This window comes from Providencia sp. PROV201, from assembly GCF_028479545.1.
Taxonomy (GTDB): domain Bacteria; phylum Pseudomonadota; class Gammaproteobacteria; order Enterobacterales; family Enterobacteriaceae; genus Providencia; species Providencia huaxiensis.
Window position 1 is genome coordinate 48,463 of record NZ_JAMPNW010000023.1, and the last position, 20,888, is coordinate 69,350.

General features: G+C 35.8%; 23 protein-coding genes. 11 read left to right on the forward strand and 12 right to left on the reverse strand.

Annotated features, from left to right (window positions below; translation table 11 throughout):
* The first annotated feature begins 305 nt into the window (after positions 1-305).
* Together icd and PR809_RS16630 are read left to right on the forward strand one after the other, a co-directional pair.
* Positions 306-1,559, forward strand: coding sequence for an NADP-dependent isocitrate dehydrogenase (icd, locus tag PR809_RS16625; protein WP_206276367.1), 1,254 nt, complete (start codon positions 306-308; stop codon positions 1,557-1,559).
* Positions 1,560-1,834: 275 nt separating this feature from the next.
* Complete coding sequence (locus PR809_RS16630) at positions 1,835-2,191, forward strand: MmcQ/YjbR family DNA-binding protein (protein WP_166264752.1); 357 nt, start codon at positions 1,835-1,837, stop codon at positions 2,189-2,191.
* Between the two features lie 185 nt (positions 2,192-2,376).
* Here PR809_RS16630 and PR809_RS16635 read toward each other — a convergent pair whose 3' ends face one another.
* A complete protein-coding gene (locus PR809_RS16635; protein ID WP_102139788.1) occupies positions 2,377-3,264 on the reverse strand; it encodes a PhzF family phenazine biosynthesis protein in 888 nt (295 codons plus the stop codon).
* A gap of 667 nt (positions 3,265-3,931) precedes the next feature.
* On the opposite strand from PR809_RS16635, the gene PR809_RS16640 reads away from it, so the two are divergent.
* The gene (locus tag PR809_RS16640) at positions 3,932-4,321 is read left to right on the forward strand and encodes a nuclear transport factor 2 family protein (RefSeq protein WP_206276368.1); all 390 of its coding nucleotides are present in this window, start codon (positions 3,932-3,934) and stop codon (positions 4,319-4,321) included.
* Positions 4,322-4,408: 87 nt separating this feature from the next.
* On the opposite strand, the gene PR809_RS16645 is transcribed toward PR809_RS16640, so the two are convergent.
* Together PR809_RS16645 and PR809_RS16650 are read right to left on the reverse strand one after the other, a co-directional pair.
* The gene (locus tag PR809_RS16645) at positions 4,409-5,251 is read right to left on the reverse strand and encodes an MBL fold metallo-hydrolase (protein WP_206276374.1); all 843 of its coding nucleotides are present in this window, start codon (positions 5,249-5,251) and stop codon (positions 4,409-4,411) included.
* Between the two features lie 182 nt (positions 5,252-5,433).
* The gene (locus PR809_RS16650) at positions 5,434-7,107 is read right to left on the reverse strand and encodes a methyl-accepting chemotaxis protein (RefSeq protein WP_206276369.1); all 1,674 of its coding nucleotides are present in this window, start codon (positions 7,105-7,107) and stop codon (positions 5,434-5,436) included.
* Between the two features lie 355 nt (positions 7,108-7,462).
* Here PR809_RS16650 and PR809_RS16655 point away from each other — a divergent pair, with 355 nt between their 5' ends.
* Together PR809_RS16655 and PR809_RS16660 are read left to right on the forward strand one after the other, a co-directional pair.
* The gene (locus PR809_RS16655; protein WP_102139791.1) at positions 7,463-7,801 is read left to right on the forward strand and encodes a GlpM family protein; all 339 of its coding nucleotides are present in this window, start codon (positions 7,463-7,465) and stop codon (positions 7,799-7,801) included.
* A 212-nt stretch (positions 7,802-8,013) separates the two neighbouring features.
* Positions 8,014-8,352, forward strand: a complete 339-nt coding sequence (locus PR809_RS16660; protein WP_241098686.1) for a hypothetical protein — start codon at positions 8,014-8,016, stop codon at positions 8,350-8,352.
* Between the two features lie 45 nt (positions 8,353-8,397).
* On the opposite strand, the gene PR809_RS16665 is transcribed toward PR809_RS16660, so the two are convergent.
* Complete coding sequence (locus PR809_RS16665) at positions 8,398-9,180, reverse strand: class I SAM-dependent methyltransferase (RefSeq protein ID WP_206276371.1); 783 nt, start codon at positions 9,178-9,180, stop codon at positions 8,398-8,400.
* Between the two features lie 85 nt (positions 9,181-9,265).
* On the reverse strand, positions 9,266-9,757 hold the full coding sequence (locus tag PR809_RS16670; protein ID WP_102139794.1) for an N-acetyltransferase: 492 nt from the start codon (positions 9,755-9,757) through the stop codon (positions 9,266-9,268).
* A 134-nt stretch (positions 9,758-9,891) separates the two neighbouring features.
* Between PR809_RS16670 and PR809_RS16675 the strand changes: the two genes are divergently transcribed.
* Positions 9,892-10,236 carry a DMT family protein gene (locus PR809_RS16675; RefSeq protein WP_102139795.1) on the forward strand — a complete coding sequence of 115 codons (345 nt, stop codon included), beginning with the start codon at positions 9,892-9,894 and terminating at the stop codon, positions 10,234-10,236.
* A 43-nt stretch (positions 10,237-10,279) separates the two neighbouring features.
* Here the strand turns inward: PR809_RS16675 and PR809_RS16680 are convergent, their stop codons facing one another.
* The 3 genes from PR809_RS16680 to PR809_RS16690 form a co-directional block, all read right to left on the reverse strand.
* Positions 10,280-11,431: a pyridoxal phosphate-dependent aminotransferase gene (locus PR809_RS16680; protein ID WP_195697239.1), complete on the reverse strand. Its 1,152-nt coding sequence runs from the start codon at positions 11,429-11,431 to the stop codon at positions 10,280-10,282.
* A gap of 247 nt (positions 11,432-11,678) precedes the next feature.
* On the reverse strand, positions 11,679-12,017 hold the full coding sequence (locus PR809_RS16685; protein WP_206276372.1) for a hypothetical protein: 339 nt from the start codon (positions 12,015-12,017) through the stop codon (positions 11,679-11,681).
* A gap of 188 nt (positions 12,018-12,205) precedes the next feature.
* On the reverse strand, positions 12,206-12,430 hold the full coding sequence (locus tag PR809_RS16690) for a hypothetical protein (protein ID WP_102139798.1): 225 nt from the start codon (positions 12,428-12,430) through the stop codon (positions 12,206-12,208).
* Positions 12,431-12,715: 285 nt separating this feature from the next.
* Between PR809_RS16690 and PR809_RS16695 the strand changes: the two genes are divergently transcribed.
* Positions 12,716-13,093: a hypothetical protein gene (locus PR809_RS16695; RefSeq protein ID WP_102139799.1), complete on the forward strand. Its 378-nt coding sequence runs from the start codon at positions 12,716-12,718 to the stop codon at positions 13,091-13,093.
* Between the two features lie 55 nt (positions 13,094-13,148).
* On the opposite strand, the gene PR809_RS16700 is transcribed toward PR809_RS16695, so the two are convergent.
* Both PR809_RS16700 and PR809_RS16705 read right to left on the reverse strand, forming a co-directional pair.
* Positions 13,149-13,520 carry a hypothetical protein gene (locus PR809_RS16700; protein WP_102139800.1) on the reverse strand — a complete coding sequence of 124 codons (372 nt, stop codon included), beginning with the start codon at positions 13,518-13,520 and terminating at the stop codon, positions 13,149-13,151.
* Between the two features lie 381 nt (positions 13,521-13,901).
* Complete coding sequence (locus PR809_RS16705) at positions 13,902-14,150, reverse strand: DinI-like family protein (protein ID WP_206276373.1); 249 nt, start codon at positions 14,148-14,150, stop codon at positions 13,902-13,904.
* A 575-nt stretch (positions 14,151-14,725) separates the two neighbouring features.
* Here PR809_RS16705 and PR809_RS16710 point away from each other — a divergent pair.
* On the forward strand, positions 14,726-16,186 hold the full coding sequence (locus PR809_RS16710) for an alanine/glycine:cation symporter family protein (RefSeq protein ID WP_102139802.1): 1,461 nt from the start codon (positions 14,726-14,728) through the stop codon (positions 16,184-16,186).
* 188 nt (positions 16,187-16,374) lie between these two features.
* A complete protein-coding gene (gene yddG, locus PR809_RS16715; RefSeq protein ID WP_102139803.1) occupies positions 16,375-17,274 on the forward strand; it encodes an aromatic amino acid DMT transporter YddG in 900 nt (299 codons plus the stop codon).
* Positions 17,275-17,340: 66 nt separating this feature from the next.
* Here the strand turns inward: yddG and yidA are convergent, their stop codons facing one another.
* Together yidA and PR809_RS16725 are read right to left on the reverse strand one after the other, a co-directional pair.
* Positions 17,341-18,153: a sugar-phosphatase gene (gene yidA, locus PR809_RS16720; protein WP_206277102.1), complete on the reverse strand. Its 813-nt coding sequence runs from the start codon at positions 18,151-18,153 to the stop codon at positions 17,341-17,343.
* A gap of 225 nt (positions 18,154-18,378) precedes the next feature.
* Complete coding sequence (locus tag PR809_RS16725) at positions 18,379-18,762, reverse strand: helix-turn-helix domain-containing protein (RefSeq protein ID WP_004253477.1); 384 nt, start codon at positions 18,760-18,762, stop codon at positions 18,379-18,381.
* A gap of 332 nt (positions 18,763-19,094) precedes the next feature.
* Here PR809_RS16725 and mgrB point away from each other — a divergent pair, with 332 nt between their 5' ends.
* Positions 19,095-19,241, forward strand: coding sequence for a PhoP/PhoQ regulator MgrB (mgrB, locus tag PR809_RS16730; RefSeq protein ID WP_229597447.1), 147 nt, complete (start codon positions 19,095-19,097; stop codon positions 19,239-19,241).
* Between the two features lie 229 nt (positions 19,242-19,470).
* Positions 19,471-20,847, forward strand: coding sequence for an amino acid permease (locus tag PR809_RS16735; protein ID WP_195697236.1), 1,377 nt, complete (start codon positions 19,471-19,473; stop codon positions 20,845-20,847).
* Positions 20,848-20,888 lie beyond the last annotated feature (41 nt).

The window sequence follows — 20,888 nt, forward strand, 5'->3', positions numbered from 1 at the left end:
CTAATATTATTTTTTGTAGGGAAGTACTTTAATCAAAATCAAGTCACTCGCTCAAATGAGTCTTTGACAACTTTTCATCGCGGTTTGATTTATTTTCAATAATAGAATACTTAAATTAATTTATTGATTTAAAAGTGTTTATAAAGAGTTATTCGATTAACTTACAAGATAAAACAGTACGTTAAATGCGATCGGCATTGAAGCTTAGATGAGTAATCATTGGCGTTCGACGCAGATTGAAGTAGTATTGACACGTCTCTTACAAAAAATTAACAAGCAAAATACGCAAGTGAAAGGAGAGGTTAATGGAAAGCAAAGTAGTAGTTCCGGCAGAAGGCGCTAAAATTACCATTGATGCAAAAGGCAAACTAAACGTTCCGAACAACCCAATTATCCCTTATATCGAAGGTGACGGCATTGGTATCGATGTTACACCAGCAATGTTAAAAGTGGTTGATGCGGCAGTTAAAAAAGCCTACAACGGTGAGCGCAAAATTTCTTGGATGGAAGTTTACACCGGTGAAAAATCTACACAAATTTATGGTAAAGATGTTTGGTTACCAGAAGAAACCCTCGATTTAATCCGTGATTACCGTGTTTCAATTAAAGGTCCTTTAACAACTCCTGTTGGTGGTGGTATTCGTTCCCTGAACGTTGCACTACGTCAACAACTTGACCTGTATATCTGTTTACGTCCTGTTCGCTACTATAAAGGCACTCCAAGCCCAGTTAAACAACCTGAATTGACGGATATGGTTATTTTCCGTGAAAACTCTGAAGATATCTATGCAGGTATTGAGTGGAAAGCGGGTAGTGCAGAAGCAGACAAAGTTATTAAATTCCTGAAAGATGAAATGGGTGTGACTAAAATCCGTTTCCCACAAGATTGTGGTATTGGTATTAAGCCTTGTTCTGAAGAAGGTACAAAGCGTTTAGTTCGTGCAGCTATTGAATATGCTATTGATAACGGCCGTGATTCAGTGACTTTAGTTCATAAAGGTAACATTATGAAATTCACTGAAGGTGCATTTAAAGATTGGGGATACCAATTAGCACAAGAGGAATTCGGTGGTGAATTATTAGATGGCGGCCCATGGGTTAAAATTAAAAACCCTAAAACAGGCAAAGATATCATTGTTAAAGATGTTATTGCAGATGCTTTCTTACAACAAATCCTGCTGCGCCCAGCTGAATACGATGTTATCGCGTGTATGAACCTAAATGGTGACTACATTTCTGATGCATTAGCAGCACAAGTTGGTGGTATCGGTATTGCTCCAGGTGCGAATATTGGTTCTGAGTGTGCATTATTCGAAGCAACGCACGGTACTGCACCAAAATATGCGGGCCAAGACAAGGTAAACCCAGGCTCTATCATTCTCTCTGCTGAGATGATGCTGCGCCACATGGGTTGGGTTGAAGCGGCAGACTTAATCGTTAAAGGTATGGAAGGCGCAATCGAAGCTAAGACAGTAACTTATGACTTCGAACGTCAATTAGAAAACGCTAAGTTACTGAAATGTAGCGAGTTCGGTGACGCTATCATTAAACACATGTAATTTATTACGTGGTGTGATTAATAACGGGGGCTTAATAGTTCCCGTTTTTTATTGTCTAGAAAAATTCTTCTGCAAAACTCTTCTACAAAACAATTGTTATTTTATAGCTTAAACCTGCCAATTTTTCCTACGATCATCATGATATTTATCGGTCATCGCTTGACTCTTATGACCTAATAAAGTTTTAGAAGAAGAGTTACAAGGTCGATGAGACGGCATACAATAATGAGGTTAGGTGATATTACTGAAGTTTATTATTGAAATGGGATGATCAAATGAACCGTAGTGAATTGATTGATTATATTCAGAATAATTATGGTGTGGATCCTGATAGTCCGTGGGCAAAGTACCCTGATTATCTTGTTTTTAGGCGAAAAAACAATACAAAATGGTTTGCAGTTATTATGCGTATTTCATCTCGTAAATTAGATCCAAATAAGAATGAAGAGATAGTTAATATTGTCAACCTTAAAGCCCCACCGGAGCTCATTGGTTCATTGAGATTAAAGGATGATATTTATCCAGCTTATCATATGAATAAAGAGCATTGGATTACGATAAAGATACCAGGGAGTCTTACCGATGATGAAATTAAGGGACTAATTGAAGATAGTTATAGGTTAACGGCATAGTCATTTATTATATGCAGGGCTATCCCATCCTTGGGAAAAGTTTCTATACTAGTTAGTTAAGCTTTTTAGCGATGATAAATAATCGAGGGAATGGTATTAAAACATGGCTATTATATTGCATTTGCTAGCCTTATTTTTTATTAAATAAATCATAACTTATGTAGCTGAACATATTGTATTCTTTGTTAAATGTGTATCATTTGCGTATCGATCATGGCTGCTTGGCCACCAACTTTCACTTGAGTGATATTTTTTGCTTGTGAGTTAATGGTTACATGAATCGAGGAGGGGCATCCCATCGCACGGCCTTGCTCAAATAGAAATTGCGTTTCATTCGGTAAGACATAATTGACCAAATAGCAGCCAAGTGCTCCACTAGCGCTGCCTGTTGCCGATTCCTCATTGATCCCATAGAGCGGTGCAAAATTTCGACAATGCGCTGTGGTTGAGCGAGCATGACTTAACTCAAACACATGGAAGCCGATAGCATTTGATTCTCTGCTGATTTCCGTTATTGCTTCATAATTAGGCTGCAGTAAATCTAAATAGCCTGTATTCACTGGAATAATAATGTCAGGTAACCCAGTTGAAACTATCATAATAGGTAAGCCTGTTTCAGTAATAATTTCACTCGTTATGCCAAGAGCTGTTGCAACTTCATTGATATTAGGCCCATTTCTTAAGGTTGGTAGCGCCTGCTCCATAACGATATTGTTTGGGCTAACAGATACACTTAGAATACCGGCTTTGGTTTTTTGGGTGTAACACCCAGAAGAAATTAGCTTAAGTGAAGCTAAAGTGAAAAACACCGCTAATGTTGCATGACCACAGAAATCGACTTCACCTTCAGTGGTATAGAACTCCACTTTAAAATCAGTCTCTTCACCATTATAGACAAATGCTGTTTCTGAAAAACCAACTTGTTGTGCAATAGCAATTTTTTGTGAAGTGCTGAGCACCGGCGGGTTGAGAACAACACCAGCAGGGTTACCACCAGTGTTATTTTGTGTGAAAGAATTGACAAGATACACCAGAATATCTTGCTCAATTGAGCCGGTATTTTTAATTGGCATTTGTTTTTCCGAGTTCTGAATAGATATTTTAAATTTTCCGAGTGTACCTTACTCATCGGTTTAAATTTAATGAGCAGTACAAATAAGACATTAGCATAACCCATTGTGTAATAAAGTAAATATGATGTTATTCTTTATTGATATATAAGGTTGGCAATTAGGATAGGTTATTGGCAATGACTTTTTCGTTATATATCATTGCGTAACAAAAAAAGCCCCTGCAAGCAGGGGTATCTAATGGAAATGTATATTTATAGTTATTGTTATAAGGCGCCTATTGCTTAGATAGACCACTAAATAATACCAGTTCTTAAGCCTTAATCCAAATCGGAGTAAGCATAAAAGTGAAATTTTTTATAGGAGATTCAATTACGCATAAAGTGAGTTAATGAGTAATTAATTGAAAACACCAATAAAACTAAACTAAAGTTGATGAATAAGAAATAAGTTTTGATTGTTTACCCAAAAAGTTATCGTGATATAAAAAAGGGATAAAATGCATAAAATTAAGCACTATCTTTCAGATTAAATCACGGACAAATGATAAATCATCGAAAGATAATATAAATGTGAAGTTTAAAAGATAATAAATTCAATTTTGACTTGAAATACAAAATAATACACCCATAACAATTAAAAATGATATTTTTATGATAAGGGATAAAATATGACTAATTCACAGAGGGTTACACAAGCACTAAACGCAGTATTGGGTGAGGGCATAGGTTCATTGTCTGTGGCTAGACAATATTTTTCAGATAAATACATCCAAGTTGTTGATGGAAAGCAAATTGATTTTAATGAGTTTATTGCACACTTACAGGTATTGAAGCAGGCCACTGAGTCGATTGTTATTACTATTAAATCTATCGCTGAGGGAGATGGGTGTGTTCATACTCAACATTTGGCAAAAGCAACTAAAAAAGATGGCTCAATAAGTGAATTTGAGGTATTTGCCTGTTTTCAAATAGAAGATGGGAAAATTATCCGTTGCGAAGAAATGACAAGAATGATTAAAGGCAGTAGTAAGGATGAAGATTTAGGCTCAAGAACTTAAACCTTCATTATTTGTAAGGTATTTAATATTACTAATTTAGGTAAAGTCTAATAAGAAACAAGATTTTACCTTGATTACATACAGTGTTTAACTTGGGTAAATTAGTTGTAATCCAGTACCGACTTCTTGTACGGGCGCATATTTTGCTAAATGTATTTTTGCGTTGAGATCTGTACAATGACATGGGTGTATAAATTTTAAATCCTGTTGGTGAAAGTAATTCCCCGTCTGTTCCAAAACCTCTTTTGAAGCTTGTTGCAAATGAAACCCGCCTATTACGGTGACAATGTTATTTATACCAGTTACATGTTTTGCATATTCAGTGATATTGCAAATTCCAGAATGAGAGCAACCAGTTACGACAATTAGGCCTTCCGTCGTTTTAATTGCAAGTGCTGAATCATCAAATACATAGTCGTCAACGATATTATGATTGAAGTCCAGGGTCGTACCAATTGGCTCTTTTCCTTCAAAGCTATTAATTCTAGGAATTTGGCCTAAAAATACGATGTTTTCAGAAAGATAATAAGGCTTAGTCACTTCTATTAAATTGAAGTAGGACGCTAAAATATCTTTAGATGTATTTGTTCCGATGACTTTAGATTGAAATTTTTTAGGAATTAAGGCATCCGGGTGGTATACCAGATGCTTCGTTTCAGGTGTTTCAATGTTACGACGGTCAAAATATTGGATTAAGTGACTTAAGCCCCATGTATGGTCGTTGTGACCGTGAGAAAGAACCAAGTCAGTGATATTTGCAAGGTCAATATGTAAAATGTGTGCATTATCAATAAATATATCTGAATAGCCGGTATCGAATAATATTTTTTTATCATCGGCCTCGATATAGTAGCAGACACCAGGTTCACCGCAGAAATAACTATCAATCAGGGTATTATTATCGACAAGAACAGTAATTTTTATTGTCATCATGAACTCAGATTTCATAGAAGTAATTGTAATCTGTTATATCAGATAAACGCTAAAAAGTATTAAATGGCTATAAAACATAGTAATAAAAATTGATAACGTGGAGGGAGTAATAGAGAAAAGATAAAAATGTTGGAGGTGACCAAAGAAAGTCAACCCCCTAAATGAAATGTTATACTTTGCTAGATAGATTGTTTTACTTTTTTAGTTTTAGCCTCTTGGGGAGTATCACTATCTATTTCATGTTCACTTTTGGGTTCAATGTGAAAAATAGAAATAATAGCCTCTAATAAATCTGATTGGGACTCCAAAGCTCTTAAGGACGATTGCAATTCACGAGTCATGGTTGCATTCGCTTGTGTAGTGTTGTCTAATTCATTGATTGCTAGGTGTATTTGGCTAACACCATGGGTTTGTTCATTTGAGGCAAGCGCAACACTTTGGATCATCTCATTGATATTAGATGTATCCTGTGCAATTGAAACAATATTGTCATTTGCATCAGCGGCTAACTGGAAACAGTGATTAATTTTATCATTTGAATTATTAATTAATAGCTTGATTTCTTTGGATGCTTGAGTGCAACTAATTGATAATTCGCGGACTTCATTTGCGACGACTGCAAACCCTTTGCCATGTTCACCCACTCTAGCTGCCTCTACAGCGGCATTCAATGCTAATAAATTAGTTTGAAACGCAATATTATCAATGGTTGAAGTAATTTTGCTAATTTCTTTCGAAAAATCGACAATATCATCCATATTTTCAACAACATCAGAGATAAGTTCATTACTCTTATCAATTGTTATACTCGTCTCTGTCATCAATTTGCACGATTGATTAGTGTGAGCGGTATTCAATTTAAAAGATGAATCGAGTTCTTCGACGCTGGCTGCTGTTTCAACAATGGCGGCTGCTTGTTGATCTGCTCGAATAGAAAGGTCGTGATTCATCTGAGTGATATCACTCAGCTCAACTTTTATATGGTGAGTGTTGTCATAAATATTTTTGACGATATCAATCAATTTACTTTGCATATTAGATACATGCTGTTTAAGTAATTTGATTTCATATAAACCTTTGTTATCAAAGCTATGGTATAAAACGCCATGGCTAACTTTTTCAATACCATCAATAACTTGGTTTAGTGGGCGAATAAAGAAAAGCTGTAGAATAAAGCGAATGAACAGAGTTACGAGGATAACGATTGAGATAGTAACGATTAAGCCAATCAAACTTTGTTTATACAGTTGCTCACTTGCGAGAGCAATATCATGATAGCTACTATTTAATTGTTGATGATATTTTACGTAGTTTTTCTCAAATGTGTCCTGAAATCCCTGAGTCGGCTGGTTTAAAAAGTCATATGTTTTTCCTTGAACTAAAAATACGGAAAGCTCATTTAATGCAGCGTATAACGCGTTATATGATTTTTCTAACTCAGCAAATTGGTCACTATTTTTGTAGATGGAAACGGTTGTAAATGCATCCCAATAATTACCCGTTTCAGCTATTTTTTTATGATAAAACGCGATGAGACTATCTATGTCAGTATTTGATGTTTTCATCTTATTGATAACTAATAAATGGCGAGAGCTAGCACGATTTAATGTATTTCTTGCTTGTAATAAAGACTGCCATGTATTGTTTAGTTGAGTTTGTTCGTTATAGATAGTATCGAGTTTGGTTAATGTCTCTTGATATTGTTTTAAAGAACTAAAGAAAAACCAACAAGTTGAAAGAAGAAGGGCGATAAGTAGGCCTGAAATAAACCAGACTAGAGTTGTTGTCTTAAAACCAGAAAAAGAGAACTTAGTTGAACTAAAATTAATTTTTTTTAAATTACCAGACATCATTGATTATTTCCTTTCATACCATCGAATAGTATGTTTCACACATACTAAATACGACTTCTAAACATAACGTGATTAACCATGAGCAAATCGAAGCTGTCCGATAGCTAAAAAGTTATATGTAGTCACGCGAAAGCATCAGGCGTAGGGACTGAATAAATGTATCGGCACTATTTCTGGATACTTTATATCCAACAATTTGACTTAGCTCATAAAATTGAAGTTAATTAGGTGTTTTTACTGATTCAAGGTGGGAAAAGGACACTGTAGTTGTACATTGACAGCGACAATACAGTTAACTTACGGATTATTTGTGATAATAATAGTCCATGTTTAAAATTTAATTATTGAGTGCGGTATGTTTTCTTTACTCTTTAAATGCCTTTTAGGTGCTTTAGCTGTGTTGGTTATTGCACTATTTTCGCGTAGTAAAATTTACTACATTGCAGGATTAGTTCCTCTTTTTCCTACATTCGCATTAATTGCACATGTTATTGTTGTACAAGAGCAAGGAGCGGAAGCTCTGAGAAAAACTGCACTGTTTGGGTTGTGGTCTCTCATTCCTTATGCAATGTATTTATTAACGGTATATTTATTAGCAACAAAAATCACAGTTTGGGGAAGTTTAAGTGTTGCAACTGTTATTTGGATAATAACAGCGGCAATATTAGTTTATATATGGCAACTCACTCAATAGATAACATTGGGAGACATAATTAACTGCAAACTATAATGAAAACTAAAGAAGCACGATAAGCTGACGGCTTAAGTACACTTGGGTAGAGTCGCAAAAAATTAATTATTAACTATAATGATAACCAGTGTTTTCTATTGAGCTGTATCATTAAAATGTTATTAAGAGCCTTGGTGTTACTGTTAGTAGCTGGGTGCGCATATATTGCAGGAATTATGACTGAAGTTTCACTTGATCCTGAATTAGATACAGAGAGTCGGGTTAAAAGCTCTGTCGAAGATTTTCTTGCCTACCCATCAGCAGCTAATTATAGAAATGTTCAATATTATGTATTGACGAAAAGTGAAGAAGGGGATGAAACGGGCTATTATTGCGGTGAAGTCTTTGGTTTTGAAAATGAATTACCTCATGGCTATAAAAGATTTATCATTAGGCTTCATAAAAACAGAGCTGGTAAGGTAATGATATCCATTCCTTTTGTGGAAAAAACTGATGATATTATTCCCGCAGAACAATTTGAAGCTGTATGGGATAGGTACTGTAAAAGAAGCTAAGTTAATGATCGCTCGTTGAGTGATTAACACAACGAGCGTTAATAATTAATTGGTTTTAATTGCCATTGTCGTTAGGAATGTTGGTAGATAATTATCAATAACGAACCGTGGATTAGGTTGCCAATCTTCTTTAAAACCTGTGATAGAAAAGCCTGCTTTTATTTGCCCACCTATTAAGTCTGTCAGCGAGTGACCAAACACAAAAGCTTCTTGTCTTTCCTGTTTCTGTGCTATTTGCTCTGCTGATAAAGTGGATAGCTCGGAGTATGGCATAGTATAACTTGGTTTTATTATGCCTTGCTCGTCATAGTGTTTATCTCGTTTGCCAATAAAAAGAATTGGGTTATAAAAGCTGGATAATAGGCGCCCATTGGTTTTTAACACACGGTGGCATTCTTGCCAGACAGGGTTAACATCTGGAATATATAAATTAGAAATAGGGTGGAATATAATATCAAAGGTTGCATCCGCAAACATGTGTAATGAGCGCATGTCACCTTGAATAATCTCTAATGTTAAATCATCCCTTTCTGCTACCATTTTGTCTTGCTCAAGTTGTTTCTGAGAAAAATCAAACACAGTCACATTTGCGCCCGCAGCTGCGAGTACCGGGGCTTGTTGCCCACCCGCTGACGCTAAGCAGAGAATTTTTTTATCTTTTATATCGCCTAGCCAAGCTGCGTCAACAGGTGTTGGCGTTAAATGAACCTGCCATTTACCTTGCTTGGCATCATGGATAGTTTTGGAATCAACAGGTTTTGACCAAGCAAGTTGGGATTCTGCTTGTTTATCCCATGCCTTTTGATTTGCACTCGTGTAATCGGTCATAAATGTACCTCTGTATACAATAATTTGTCACAGTGTAGCAAAAAATAAGCAAGTTGAAACTAAAAATGTACTTATTGGTACACTTTTAGTTTCCGACCATTAGATGATATGTTGTGCCATCAAATTCAAAATCAGTGACATTACTCATGCCTATTTTTTTATGTGCGAAAAGAGACCTAAGATTATCTGCATTGATAAAAGCAACGGGCTTTCCTTGATTGTAAGAACAAATTTCATCAAAAAGAGTCTTGAGAATATTTTTTCCCCTATGAGCATTATCAATACAAACAGGGCCATAAAGCCAGTTACCTTGTATAATGTTTGTATGTTGTTTAATAATAAAATGAGCTATAGGTGGTAAAGATAAAGAGTGAGAGTCAAAGCTAAATACGACCGCGACAATTTTATTTCCATCCCGACCAATAATGGTGGTTAGACTTCCTGCAAACATTGCGTTAACTTTGGCTTGAGGATATTCACCGAGTAACCCACCTTGCTGGGATTCAGAATTAGATTGCAATAATTGAGCTACAGCATGACAATCTGATTGTGTCATTAATTCATATTTAATATTCATTATTACCTCGTAATGATTGCTAAATACGTTTAAATTTATGATATGAAAAGTGACGGGATTTGTCGGAGCACATTGGAATGTGTTACCTCTAATTCCATAATATCGATTTCTTGTTATTTGACTATTAAATCAGTATGTTAACTAAATTCTACCCAGTATTATTACTTGTTGTTTCAAATGTATTTATGATGTTTGCTTGGTATGGGCATTTAAAATTCACAACAAAGCCACTGTATATTGTTATTTTCTTTAGCTGGTTAATTGCATTGGTTGAATACTGTTTTGCAGTGCCAGCTAACCGGTTAGGGCATCAGTACTACAGTGCAGCTGAATTGAAAACAATGCAAGAGGTGATAACACTCTGTGTTTTTGTTCTTTTCTCCGTATTGTATTTAGGTGAAAGTTTTACAATTAACCATTTGATAGGTTTTATTCTTATTTTTGCAGGGGCCTTTTTTATATTTAAGGGGCCATTTTAACAAAAAGAGCGGCTTGAGCTGCTCTTTTTGGATTGAACTTAATTTATACCCATCCTTTTTCATGGAATTGTTTTAGTATCACAACAAATTGCTGCATTTCCTCGGGGGTTCCTAGCGTTAATCTATTCCAGCCAACCGCGGGTGGAAATTCACGACCTACCATGACATGCGCATCAGCCATACGTTGTTGATAGGTTTTTACGTCCCCTTTAACCTTATGGAAAATAAAGTTAGCTTGTGATGGAGCATATTCTAGCCCGATTTCGTTTAATGCTTTTTCTACGATTTTTCTCGATATATTGTTGGATTTTAGGCTGTATTGAATAAATGATTTATCCTTCAGTGATGCAATCGCAGCAACCGCACCTGCTGTATTAGTATTATCAATAGATAAAAACGCATCTACAGCAGCAATAACTTCGGGAGTTGCGACCCCATAGCCGACTCTTAAGCCTGCTAAGGCGAAAATTTTTGAGAAGGTGCGTGTGACAATCAAGTTATTTTGGCCTTTTTTGACTAACTCAATAGCACTTGTAAAGTCCGAGTCTTCAACAAATTCAGCATAAGCCTCATCAACGATAAAAAATGTGTTGTCAGACTCTTTACTCATCCACTTATCAAGCTGGCTATAAGGTGTGATCATTGCCGTCGGATTATTCGGATTACAAATATAGACCATGGATAAACCGTCAAAATTATCAGCGGCTTGTTTCATTTTTTCTAAATCAAATGATAAATCGGTTTTTAAAGGAACTTTCGTTATCGCTATATTCAATGGAAGAGAATAGAGTTCTGTATAATTGAATGTTGGATCTGGGGTGACTAATTGAATTTTTTTACCGAGTTTATTTGCTTTAGCAGCCAACATGGCAACAGCGGCTTGAATGGTTTCAGATGAACCATTGCCTATAGTAATGTGCTTATCAGATAAACTGTAGAGCTCGCCAATATTCTGCTGTAATTCAGCACGAGCATCATCAGGGTAGCGGAATGCATTAGGTAATGCCTTGATGATAGCTTCTTTAGCATTTTCGGACATCCCTAATGAATTTTCATTGAAATTCAATAGTAATGGGTGCTTTTCACTCGGCAATACAATATTACTATTTTGTGCAACCGCATGATTAAACAATGAATTAAGCGCAAGCCCGCCAGCCACTAATGAGCTGGATTTAAGAAATGAACGACGATCCATAGCTATTCCCTGAAGTTATTATTTTTTGAGTACATTAGATTACTTAAAATTGACTCAAAGTAAATAATTATTTACTTTTTATGATTAATTATTCGTATCAGTGGTGTAGGGGATTTATCTGTTGAAAATTTATTGGAAGTATCAAGGGAAGGCTTGTCATACTACGGTGGTGAAGGGCAACCAATCGGGTTATAGCATTATTGAGGATATATAAAAAAGGGTAGTATTTTTCTACCCTTGGTAAAGATTATTGGCCTTGCACAGGGGCATTAGGTGTAATTTCTACAACTGCAACTTTAACCATATACTGTTTACCATTTTCTCCTTTAGGTGCATCTGCAGCGATTTTTTTCAGTGTTTCATCTGGTTGAGCAGTTTGAATAGATGTTGAATACTGCATCATTCCACGGTGACGATTTGCATAATTAGAGTGACGATAATTATCGCAAGGCCTATCATTATATTGGTGTTGGTTTTGGTATCCGCCACGGTGCCATGAACCATTACCATCCCCTGGGTAAGCGAGTGTCGAAAAGCTAATAGCGATTAAACTCGCACTAAGAATTAATGGCTTTAATATATTCATATGATATCTCCTTTAGATATTTATTAATTATCATTTTGCCATTGTAATTAATTAATTCAATTGCATTTACTTATCTAAATGAATAAACCATAATCCAGCCACTTTTATTTCATTATTTCCTCACAATGAAAATAGTTTGTTAATAAAATAAACTTAACGTTAACTCATGGTTTTTTATTGGTTTTATTTTATTGTTTTTCATTGAAGAACTTAGCAAGTTTACTGATTGATATAATTGATGCAACGGCAATGTCTTTATTATAATCATCACATAAAACAAGTAGCCTATCGATAGCGGCTTCTTGTTCAATTGAACAAATATAATCGCCTAATGCATTTATCGCCGCTATTTTAACATCATTATTGTTTCCATGAGTTAAGCTAACAAGATTTTTAACGATTTTTTCTTTCATAAAAATATATTAAATCAGTCTAATAGTATGGAGACTAGTATAAAACTAGCTAAGAAAATAAAAAATGTTTTTTTTATTAATGCTAAGTTAATAAATATAAATTGAATCAATGTTGATAGATATTTTCTAGCCAATTGTCAGGGTTGGAAAATATTTTTTATATCTTGTTATCAATTGGTTAGGGTAAACATTAAACAATGGAGTTAAAAGCTCAAATTGTTTACTCAAATGGGTATAATACATTTATACTAAGCTAATTAATCATAAAGTAGGAAGGGTGATGCGTTGAAGCGTATAAAAACAAAATTATTGATAGTATTGCTATTGGCTTTAGGAGTATTTGCATACCATTCTTATACGAGTATTGGTGATTCAGATGTCAAAAATGAAGCCCAAAGCATGGTGGAAAAAAAACTCGGCAACTCATCAGTGGTTGAGTTTAGTGATGTGGAAATAGCACAAAAAAGTGAGTTCAAGGAAGGCGAAAGTTATCGAGTTTGTGGTTTATACCGTTTACCTTCTCAAGAAAACTCTCTGCCATTTGTTGCGAATGTAAGTATTAAAGATGGGCGTTTCTCTGAACACGGGCAACTGATTATAAGTGAGACACCGGAATTACAATTCTCGATTGAACAGTTGTGTGTTAAAAAACAAACTAATTGATAAAAAAAACGCTCAAATTTTAGTTTGAGCGCTTTTTTACTAGAAAATTAAATGATTAAGATTTATTCAAAAGAAGTTCAGTTTGAATTTTACAAGCTGAAACAGAATCATTTAATGATTTATTGAAATCAGCTTCATTAGCAAACTTAGATTTATTGCTGCGTATGGCATCAATCGCTGAAGTTAGATTTTCGCGTAGGTCTGACTCAACAGTGGCTAATTGCTTGAGGTCGACATTTTCACTTTTCAGTTTAGCAATGGTTGCTTGAGTTAACTCACTGCTAGTTTTGTCAGTGCTGTACGCTTCACTTAGTGCTTGACCTGTGATTTCGCAATAATCGTTGGCTATTTCACTAATATTTAATGGGGCATTATCAGCCATAACAAGGACTGGGGTCAGGCAAAAAGCCAGTAATAAACGCTTCATAGTCATACCTCTATTTTGCACTCAATGAATAATAACTCTATCTAGTATTAGAGAAATACTATAGCAGATTAGACCTAAAACGGGGACGCCGAATGGATTTTTAGCATGATTTCATAAAAAAGAGCCAGTATAAATACTGGCCGCTATAATTAGCAAAAGCAATGTAAATGAAAATTACGTTATATACATTATCACATAACGGTTAAAGGTAAAGCAAATTTAACTTGTTTTGATAATAGATAAGACTAAGTATGATCTTGATCAGACTTTGAATAAATATTGAGGGGAAATGTTATCGAAATACGAGAGGATATTAAAAATAACCAGCTAGAGCCCATGTAGGCTCACAGCTGGTTTTATTGGTGTAATCTGGCAAGGAAATTACTGTTTTAACCAATGGCCATGCTTTAAGACATCTTCGACAAGTTCATGTAAAACAATATGTGCTTCGTTATCATCATGAAAGCCTTTAGTTTGAAAAGTCGTTGGGCCGTTATCATGAGTGATCAATAGATAGCTGCCAGGATAGACTTCTAAAACACGTGCTTTCAGCTCAGCAATGAAGGCGTCATATGATTTTTCAGAGAGCTGAGAAAGTGGGGCATCAGATAACTTGATATTAATTTCCATGTGTTAACCTCTTGTCTATAAATTTATTAGGCTCAGTTTATTGTTAAGTGAAAACATAAGCAACCATCTAATTAAGATGATTGTAATTGGATTTGCTTTTTTATTGTACATTAGTGTTACACATCAATGATACATTCCAAATAATGAATTAAATAAAAGAAGTATTATAAAGTTTTTCGTTAAGGAATAAGCTAATTAAAAGTGGATATATGAAATGAATGATGAGTTTTTATTTATTCAATTAACTTGTTGGTTAAAATAAGCACGATGAATCAATCATTTGATTTACTTTCGGTGAAATGATAAGGGAATTTTTCATGACTAGTTTTTTCAAAGGGTTATAGGTTCTTTTTTATGGACGTGTAACGTGTTTCTATTAAAATTGAATGTAGTTAATGATTAATGAATCGAAAATTAATTTACATTAAAGATAAAAAAATATAATTTCTGCTAATCATATTAAGATGAGTTGGCTCTTGCTAGCTAAACTCCTTTTCTGGAGTTGTGATTTAAATGTGAGGATTTAATTTTCGATTAGTTTTTTATTAATCGTTTTAATAAAAAAGGAGTGTAATTTGATAGAATTTATAAACTCAATAACTAATTTCATTTGGGGTTCTTTACTTATTTATTTATTACTGGGAGCTGGTCTATATTTTACCCTTCGATCTGGTTTTATTCAAATTAGGCATTTTGGCCATATGTTTAGTGTCTTAAAAAACAGTAAACAGTCTGATAGCGCAGGTATTTCATCTTTTCAGGCATTATGTACAAGTTTAGCCGCTAGGGTCGGTACAGGAAATTTAACTGGGGTAGCTATTGCCCTAACAGCAGGCGGGCCTGGGGCTATTTTTTGGATGTGGGTTGTTGCTTTATTGGGAATGGCAACCTCTTTTATTGAATGTACTTTAGCACAGTTATACAAAACCAAAGATGATAAAGGAAATTATCGAGGTGGGCCGTCATATTATATGCAAAAAGGCTTAAACCAACGCTGGATGGGCGTGTTATTTTCAATTTTTCTGATTATTGCTTTTGGTTTAGTATTTAATGCAGTACAAGCTAACTCTATTGCTCAAGCAACCGCAGTCGCCTTTGATTTCAATCCAATTTATGTTGGCATTGGCTTAGTTTTATTAAGCGGAGTCATTATTTTTGGTGGATTGAAATCCATTGCGAAGGTTGCTGAATTAGTTGTTCCTGTTATGGCGTTAGCCTATTTACTATTGGCGTTTTGGGTTGTTGGGCACCATATCGAACGATTACCTGAAGTTTTTATGCTGATAATCCGAAATGCATTTGGTTTGCAAGAGGCGGCTGGCGGGGCTGTTGGTTATGGTGTTGCTCAGGCGATGACACAAGGAATTCAGCGGGGATTGTTCTCTAATGAGGCTGGAATGGGGTCTGCACCAAATGCAGCGGCATCGGCAGCACCTTATCCTCCACATCCTGCATCACAAGGGTATGTACAGATGCTTGGTGTTTTTATGGACACCATCGTTATTTGCAGTGCGACAGCAATTATTATTTTATCATCTGGTGTATTAGAAAGTGGAATGGACAACATCAATGGTATTGAATTGACACAACTTGCTCTTTCTTCTGCCGTCGGTAGTTGGGGAAGTACATTTATTGCGATAGCTATCTTCTTTTTTGCATTTACGTCAATTATTGCTAATTATGCTTATGCCGAAAGCAATATGATTTTTTTAGAGAATAATCATACGGCGGGTTTATTTATTTTCCGTTTAGCTGCATTAGGTATGGTGATGTTTGGTGCGCTTGCAGAAATGCCATTTATTTGGAAACTTGCAGACTTATCGATGGGTCTAATGGCGATAACTAATTTAATCGCGATCCTTCTATTATCAGGTATCGCTTTTAAACTTGCTAAAGATTATAACCAGCAGTTAGTCGCAGGTAAAATACCAACTTTTGATATCAATCAGCATCCTGAATTAAAGAAACAATTTGAAGAAGGGATATGGGAAAAAGAAGAAGTTGATAAGTGGGTTGAGAAAGAAACATCTCGCTAATACAAAAGTTTTAAATCATAAAATTCTTAGGTGATAGCCTGAGAATTTTTTTATGACATATATATCAATATTTACTAAAAATAAACGCTTGCATTATAATTGTTTGAGCTATAAGGTTTTTTTAGATGGTAAAATGAATGTATTATTACAAAGAATATCATTTTCGAAACTAAATAGCTGAGAGAGTTATGAAATTGAATCAGTATGCCGCAACGCTGTATGGGGTTATTTCGATCTTGTTGTGGAGCACAATGGTAGGGCTGATCCGCAGTGTAAGTGAAAACTTTGGACCAGTAGGTGGCGCCGCATTAGTCTATACGGTTGGTTCACTGGTATTGGTACTTGCCATGGGAGTACCAAAAATAACGAAATATCCTAAACGCTATTTACTTTGGGGAACAATACTGTTTGTTAGCTATGAAATTTGTTTTGTACTAGCGTTAGGTTTAGCTAATAGTCGGCAACAAGCGATTGAACTGGGTATGGTGAATTATTTGTGGCCAAGTTTTACTATCGCACTTGCTGTGTTTTTTAACCGTCAGCGTTTCACTTTATTATTGGGGGCAGGGTTAGTTTTAGCTTTTATGGGACTGATTTGGGTAATTTCAGGAAATCAGCCATTATCGGTACAAACTATTTTGGCAAATATTCAAAGTAATCCACTGTGTTATTTTTTAGCTTTTATCGGGGCTATTGTTTGGTCATTCTACAGCAATGTGACTAAGCGTATTTCTGGTGGCCATAATGGGATGGTATTATTCTTTATCATGACCTCTATTGGGTTATGGATACTGTATTTTTTCAGTACACCGACACCGTTTATTATCAATAGCCAAAGCCTGTTATTATTACTCATTGCCTCAATAGCGACTGGTGGAGCGAATGCATTGTGGACATTTGCGGTTATCAAGGGAAATGTGGCTTTTTTAGGAACGCTTTCTTATTTTACCCCCGTTATTTCGACAGCATTCGCATCAATACTGTTAAGCACTACATTAACGTTAAGTTTTTGGCAAGGTGTATTAATGGTGACCATGGGGTCGGTCATTTGCTTTTTAGCGACTAGGCAAAAAACAGTAAGCGGCTAAAAGTGGCAGCGTGAACGAGTGTAGGCGCTGCCATGGACATCATGTTGATAGCAAATTTTTCTGTGGCTACACATTAATAAATTTATTGATGGCGACGGCTACGCCATCTTCATCATTAGTCGTAGTGACAAATTTCACCATTTGGCGAATGGGTTCTAACGCATTGCCCATTGCGACAGAAACACTGGCGTATTGCAGCATTTGGATATCATTATTTTGGTCACCAATACTCATGATTTTGTCAGGTGTAATACCCAACTTTTCACAAATACATTGTAACGCAGTCCCTTTATTCGCCGTTTTATTTGAGACCTCAAGGAAATACGGACTTGTTCGGGTTAAAGCGTAATTATCGAAGACATTCTCTGGAATATAGCTGATACCAATATCTAATTTTTCTGGGTGGTCAATTATCATAAACTTAGTAAATTCTAGAGAAGAGTCCATCTCATTAACAGGGCAATAGATGAGTGGTGTGTGAGTTAAATAGGCGTCTGCGACCGTATAGTGACTAATATGGCGGTTAGCCGTGAACATGCAATTATCCGCGAGAGCATGCATGTGAACCCCGACATTTCTTGCGAGTTCCTCAAAATATTGGAAGTCAGCGAAATCTAACAAATTCTCTGCGAGATGGCTGCCATCATTGGCTTGGTGAATGACGCTACCATTATTACTAATACAATAGTTATCCGTTGTATTTAAATCTAATTCTCGTAGGTAAGGAGATATACCAGAAAATGGTCGGCCCGAGGCTAAAATAATATGGACACCTTTTTGCTTAGCCTGCGTGATAGCCTCTTTTACTACGGGAGATATTTGGTGTTGGGAGTTAAGTAATGTGCCATCTAAATCAATGGCGACCAGTTTGATTGACATCCAATGCCTCCTAAAGTTCGTGCTTTCTGCCAATACCTTACTCTAATTATTCGGAATGTAAATTATACAAATAGTTATAACTTTAGTTGCATTAGAATAATGCGTGTTTGATGTGAAATTGAACAGAATGTAAAGCAGAAACTCTGTTCAATAGTCAAAAGTTGAAATGACAATGTTTTATAGCATTATTATGTTAATCAATAGATTAATGCGGCTAAAATATTCTCACTCATAATTATGAATTAGATGGAGCGGTTGCTTAACATCTAATTGGATTTGGTCATTCTGTCTAAAATCAAATGGCGTGATACCATATTCTTTGCGGAACATATAGGTAAAGTGGGACTGAGACCCAAAACCAAAATCCAGTGCAATATCGAAAATGGACTGGTTACTATTACGGAGTAAATTGACCGCACCTGCAAGGCGGCGTTGACGGATGTATTTACCCAGTGAAATCCCTGTGACTTCTTTAAAGATTTTTTGCATATGCCAAAGTGAATAGCCTGAATAAGCCGCGAGCTCTTCTAAGTGGATCACGCGCCCTAAGTGTTCTTCTATCCATTTACTCAAAGCATAAACAAGTGCTAAGTGGTTATCTTGTGGCATCTCAAATGTTTTCTAGTTTTACGGTAGCAGAAGTATACACAACTTCATTTCATCATGACAAAGGCTGCTTGTGCGGTATTTCCCATTTTTAGGGTAAAAAAAGCACAATCAGAATAAGTTAGTAACCAATAGCACCTAAAATGAGCAAATTTTTGTAAAAAGAGGTCAATTGCATATTTTCCTCAAATTTGATGCTCTAAATTAGAGTACCATTTCTTTTATAAACGCATTATATGCAATGCCATAAGTGATACCAATCATAAAATGGCAGTATCTTAATATTGTAATCATTTGAAAAATAAAATCATCATAGAAATATGAAGGAATTGTCTGTGTTTGGTCGTAAATTAATTATTGCTGTAAGTGCAGTTTTGGCTTGTATTTTTTTCTATCTTTTAGCGATGGATAACCTGTGTGATCAGGGGGGCGAAAACTTTATTTTTGGTATTTGTCGTGTGACTGACTTGTTACCATTTTGAATTTGCTTTTTAATGCTCAATCCATGATATTGAATCGGGGTAACCATCCTGCGGTATCATTTTGCTATGTGATGAAAAAAATAATTAATAGCATCTGTTTTGGGGTCGTACAAAATGCTGAAAACGGCGCCAGAAGAATGTAGTGTTAATAAGAAAATTCAAATAAACTTGTGTCATTATCATTATTTTGGAAGATAAAAAACAAGTAAGGGGACAAAAGGGTAAAGTTATGGCGCAACAGCAACAGACGCTAAAGCGGGGATTAAAAAACAGGCATATCCAATTGATTGCATTGGGAGGTGCTGTTGGTACAGGGTTATTCCTCGGAATAGCAACAACCATACAAATGGCAGGGCCGTCAGTTTTACTGGGTTATGCGCTGTGTGGGTTTATTGCTTTCCTGATTATGCGTCAGTTGGGCGAAATGATTGTTCAGGAACCTGTGGCGGGTTCGTTTAGCCATTTTGCATTTAAGTATTGGGGTGGTTTTGCAGGGTTCCTTTCAGGGTGGAACTATTGGTTCATGTTTATCCTCGTTGGGATGACCGAACTGACCGCTGCAGGCAAATATATGCAACATTGGTGGCCTGAGCTCCCTATATGGGTTTCTGCCGCGGTGTTTTTTATTGCGGTAAATGCAGTTAATTTGATTAATGTACGCTCTTATGGTGAGACTGAGTTCTGGTTTGCATTAATTAAAGTTATTGCAGTCGTTGCGATGATTATTTTTGGTTGCTACTTATTACTCAGCGGCCATGGTGGCCCACAAGCGAAAGTGAGTAACTTATGGGAGCACGGCGGTTTCTTTGCTAATGGCTTTAATGGGCTAATAATGGCGTTAGCAATTATTATGTTTTCATTTGGTGGGTTAGAACTGGTCGGTATTACAGCTGCAGAGGCAGAAGACCCAGATAAAAGCATTCCAAAAGCGATTAACCAAGTTGTATACCGTATCTTAATTTTTTATATTGGCTCGTTAGCGGTACTGTTAGCTTTGTATCCATGGGTTGATCTTGACGGCGAAACAAGCCCATTTGTATTAATTTTCCATGAATTAGGGGACTTACTGGTTGCTAATTCGTTGAACGTTGTCATTTTAATCGCTGCATTGTCTGTGTATAACAGCGGAGCTTATGCGACAAGTCGCATGCTGTATGGCTTGGCACAACAAAGTAATGCACCTAAATTTCTTGCAAAAGTGAATAAAGGTGGCGTACCAGTCATGGCATTATTTGTTTCAGGTGTTGCGACGTCTGGTGGTATTTTAATTAACTTTTTGATGGAAGGTAAAGCTTTCGAATTGTTAATGTCATTAGTTGTGACGACGTTAGTTTTAAACTGGATTATGATTTGTGTTTCAAATTTGAAGTTCAGAGCGGCAATGAACAAACAAGGTGTCGAAACGAAATTTAAGAGCATTTGGTATCCATTTGGAAACTATTTGTGTTTAGCGTTCTTACTGTTGATTTTAGGGATTATCCTGACAATGGACGGTTTGCGTATCTCGGTATTAATTATGCCATTGTGGATAGCTGTTCTGTGGGTTGGGTATCAATTCTCAGGGGCTAAAAAGCAAGATTTAGCTAAAAGCCAACAACTAAGTTAAATTTATTTTTTTCTTATAAAAAAGGCCGGTAGGGTATTCCC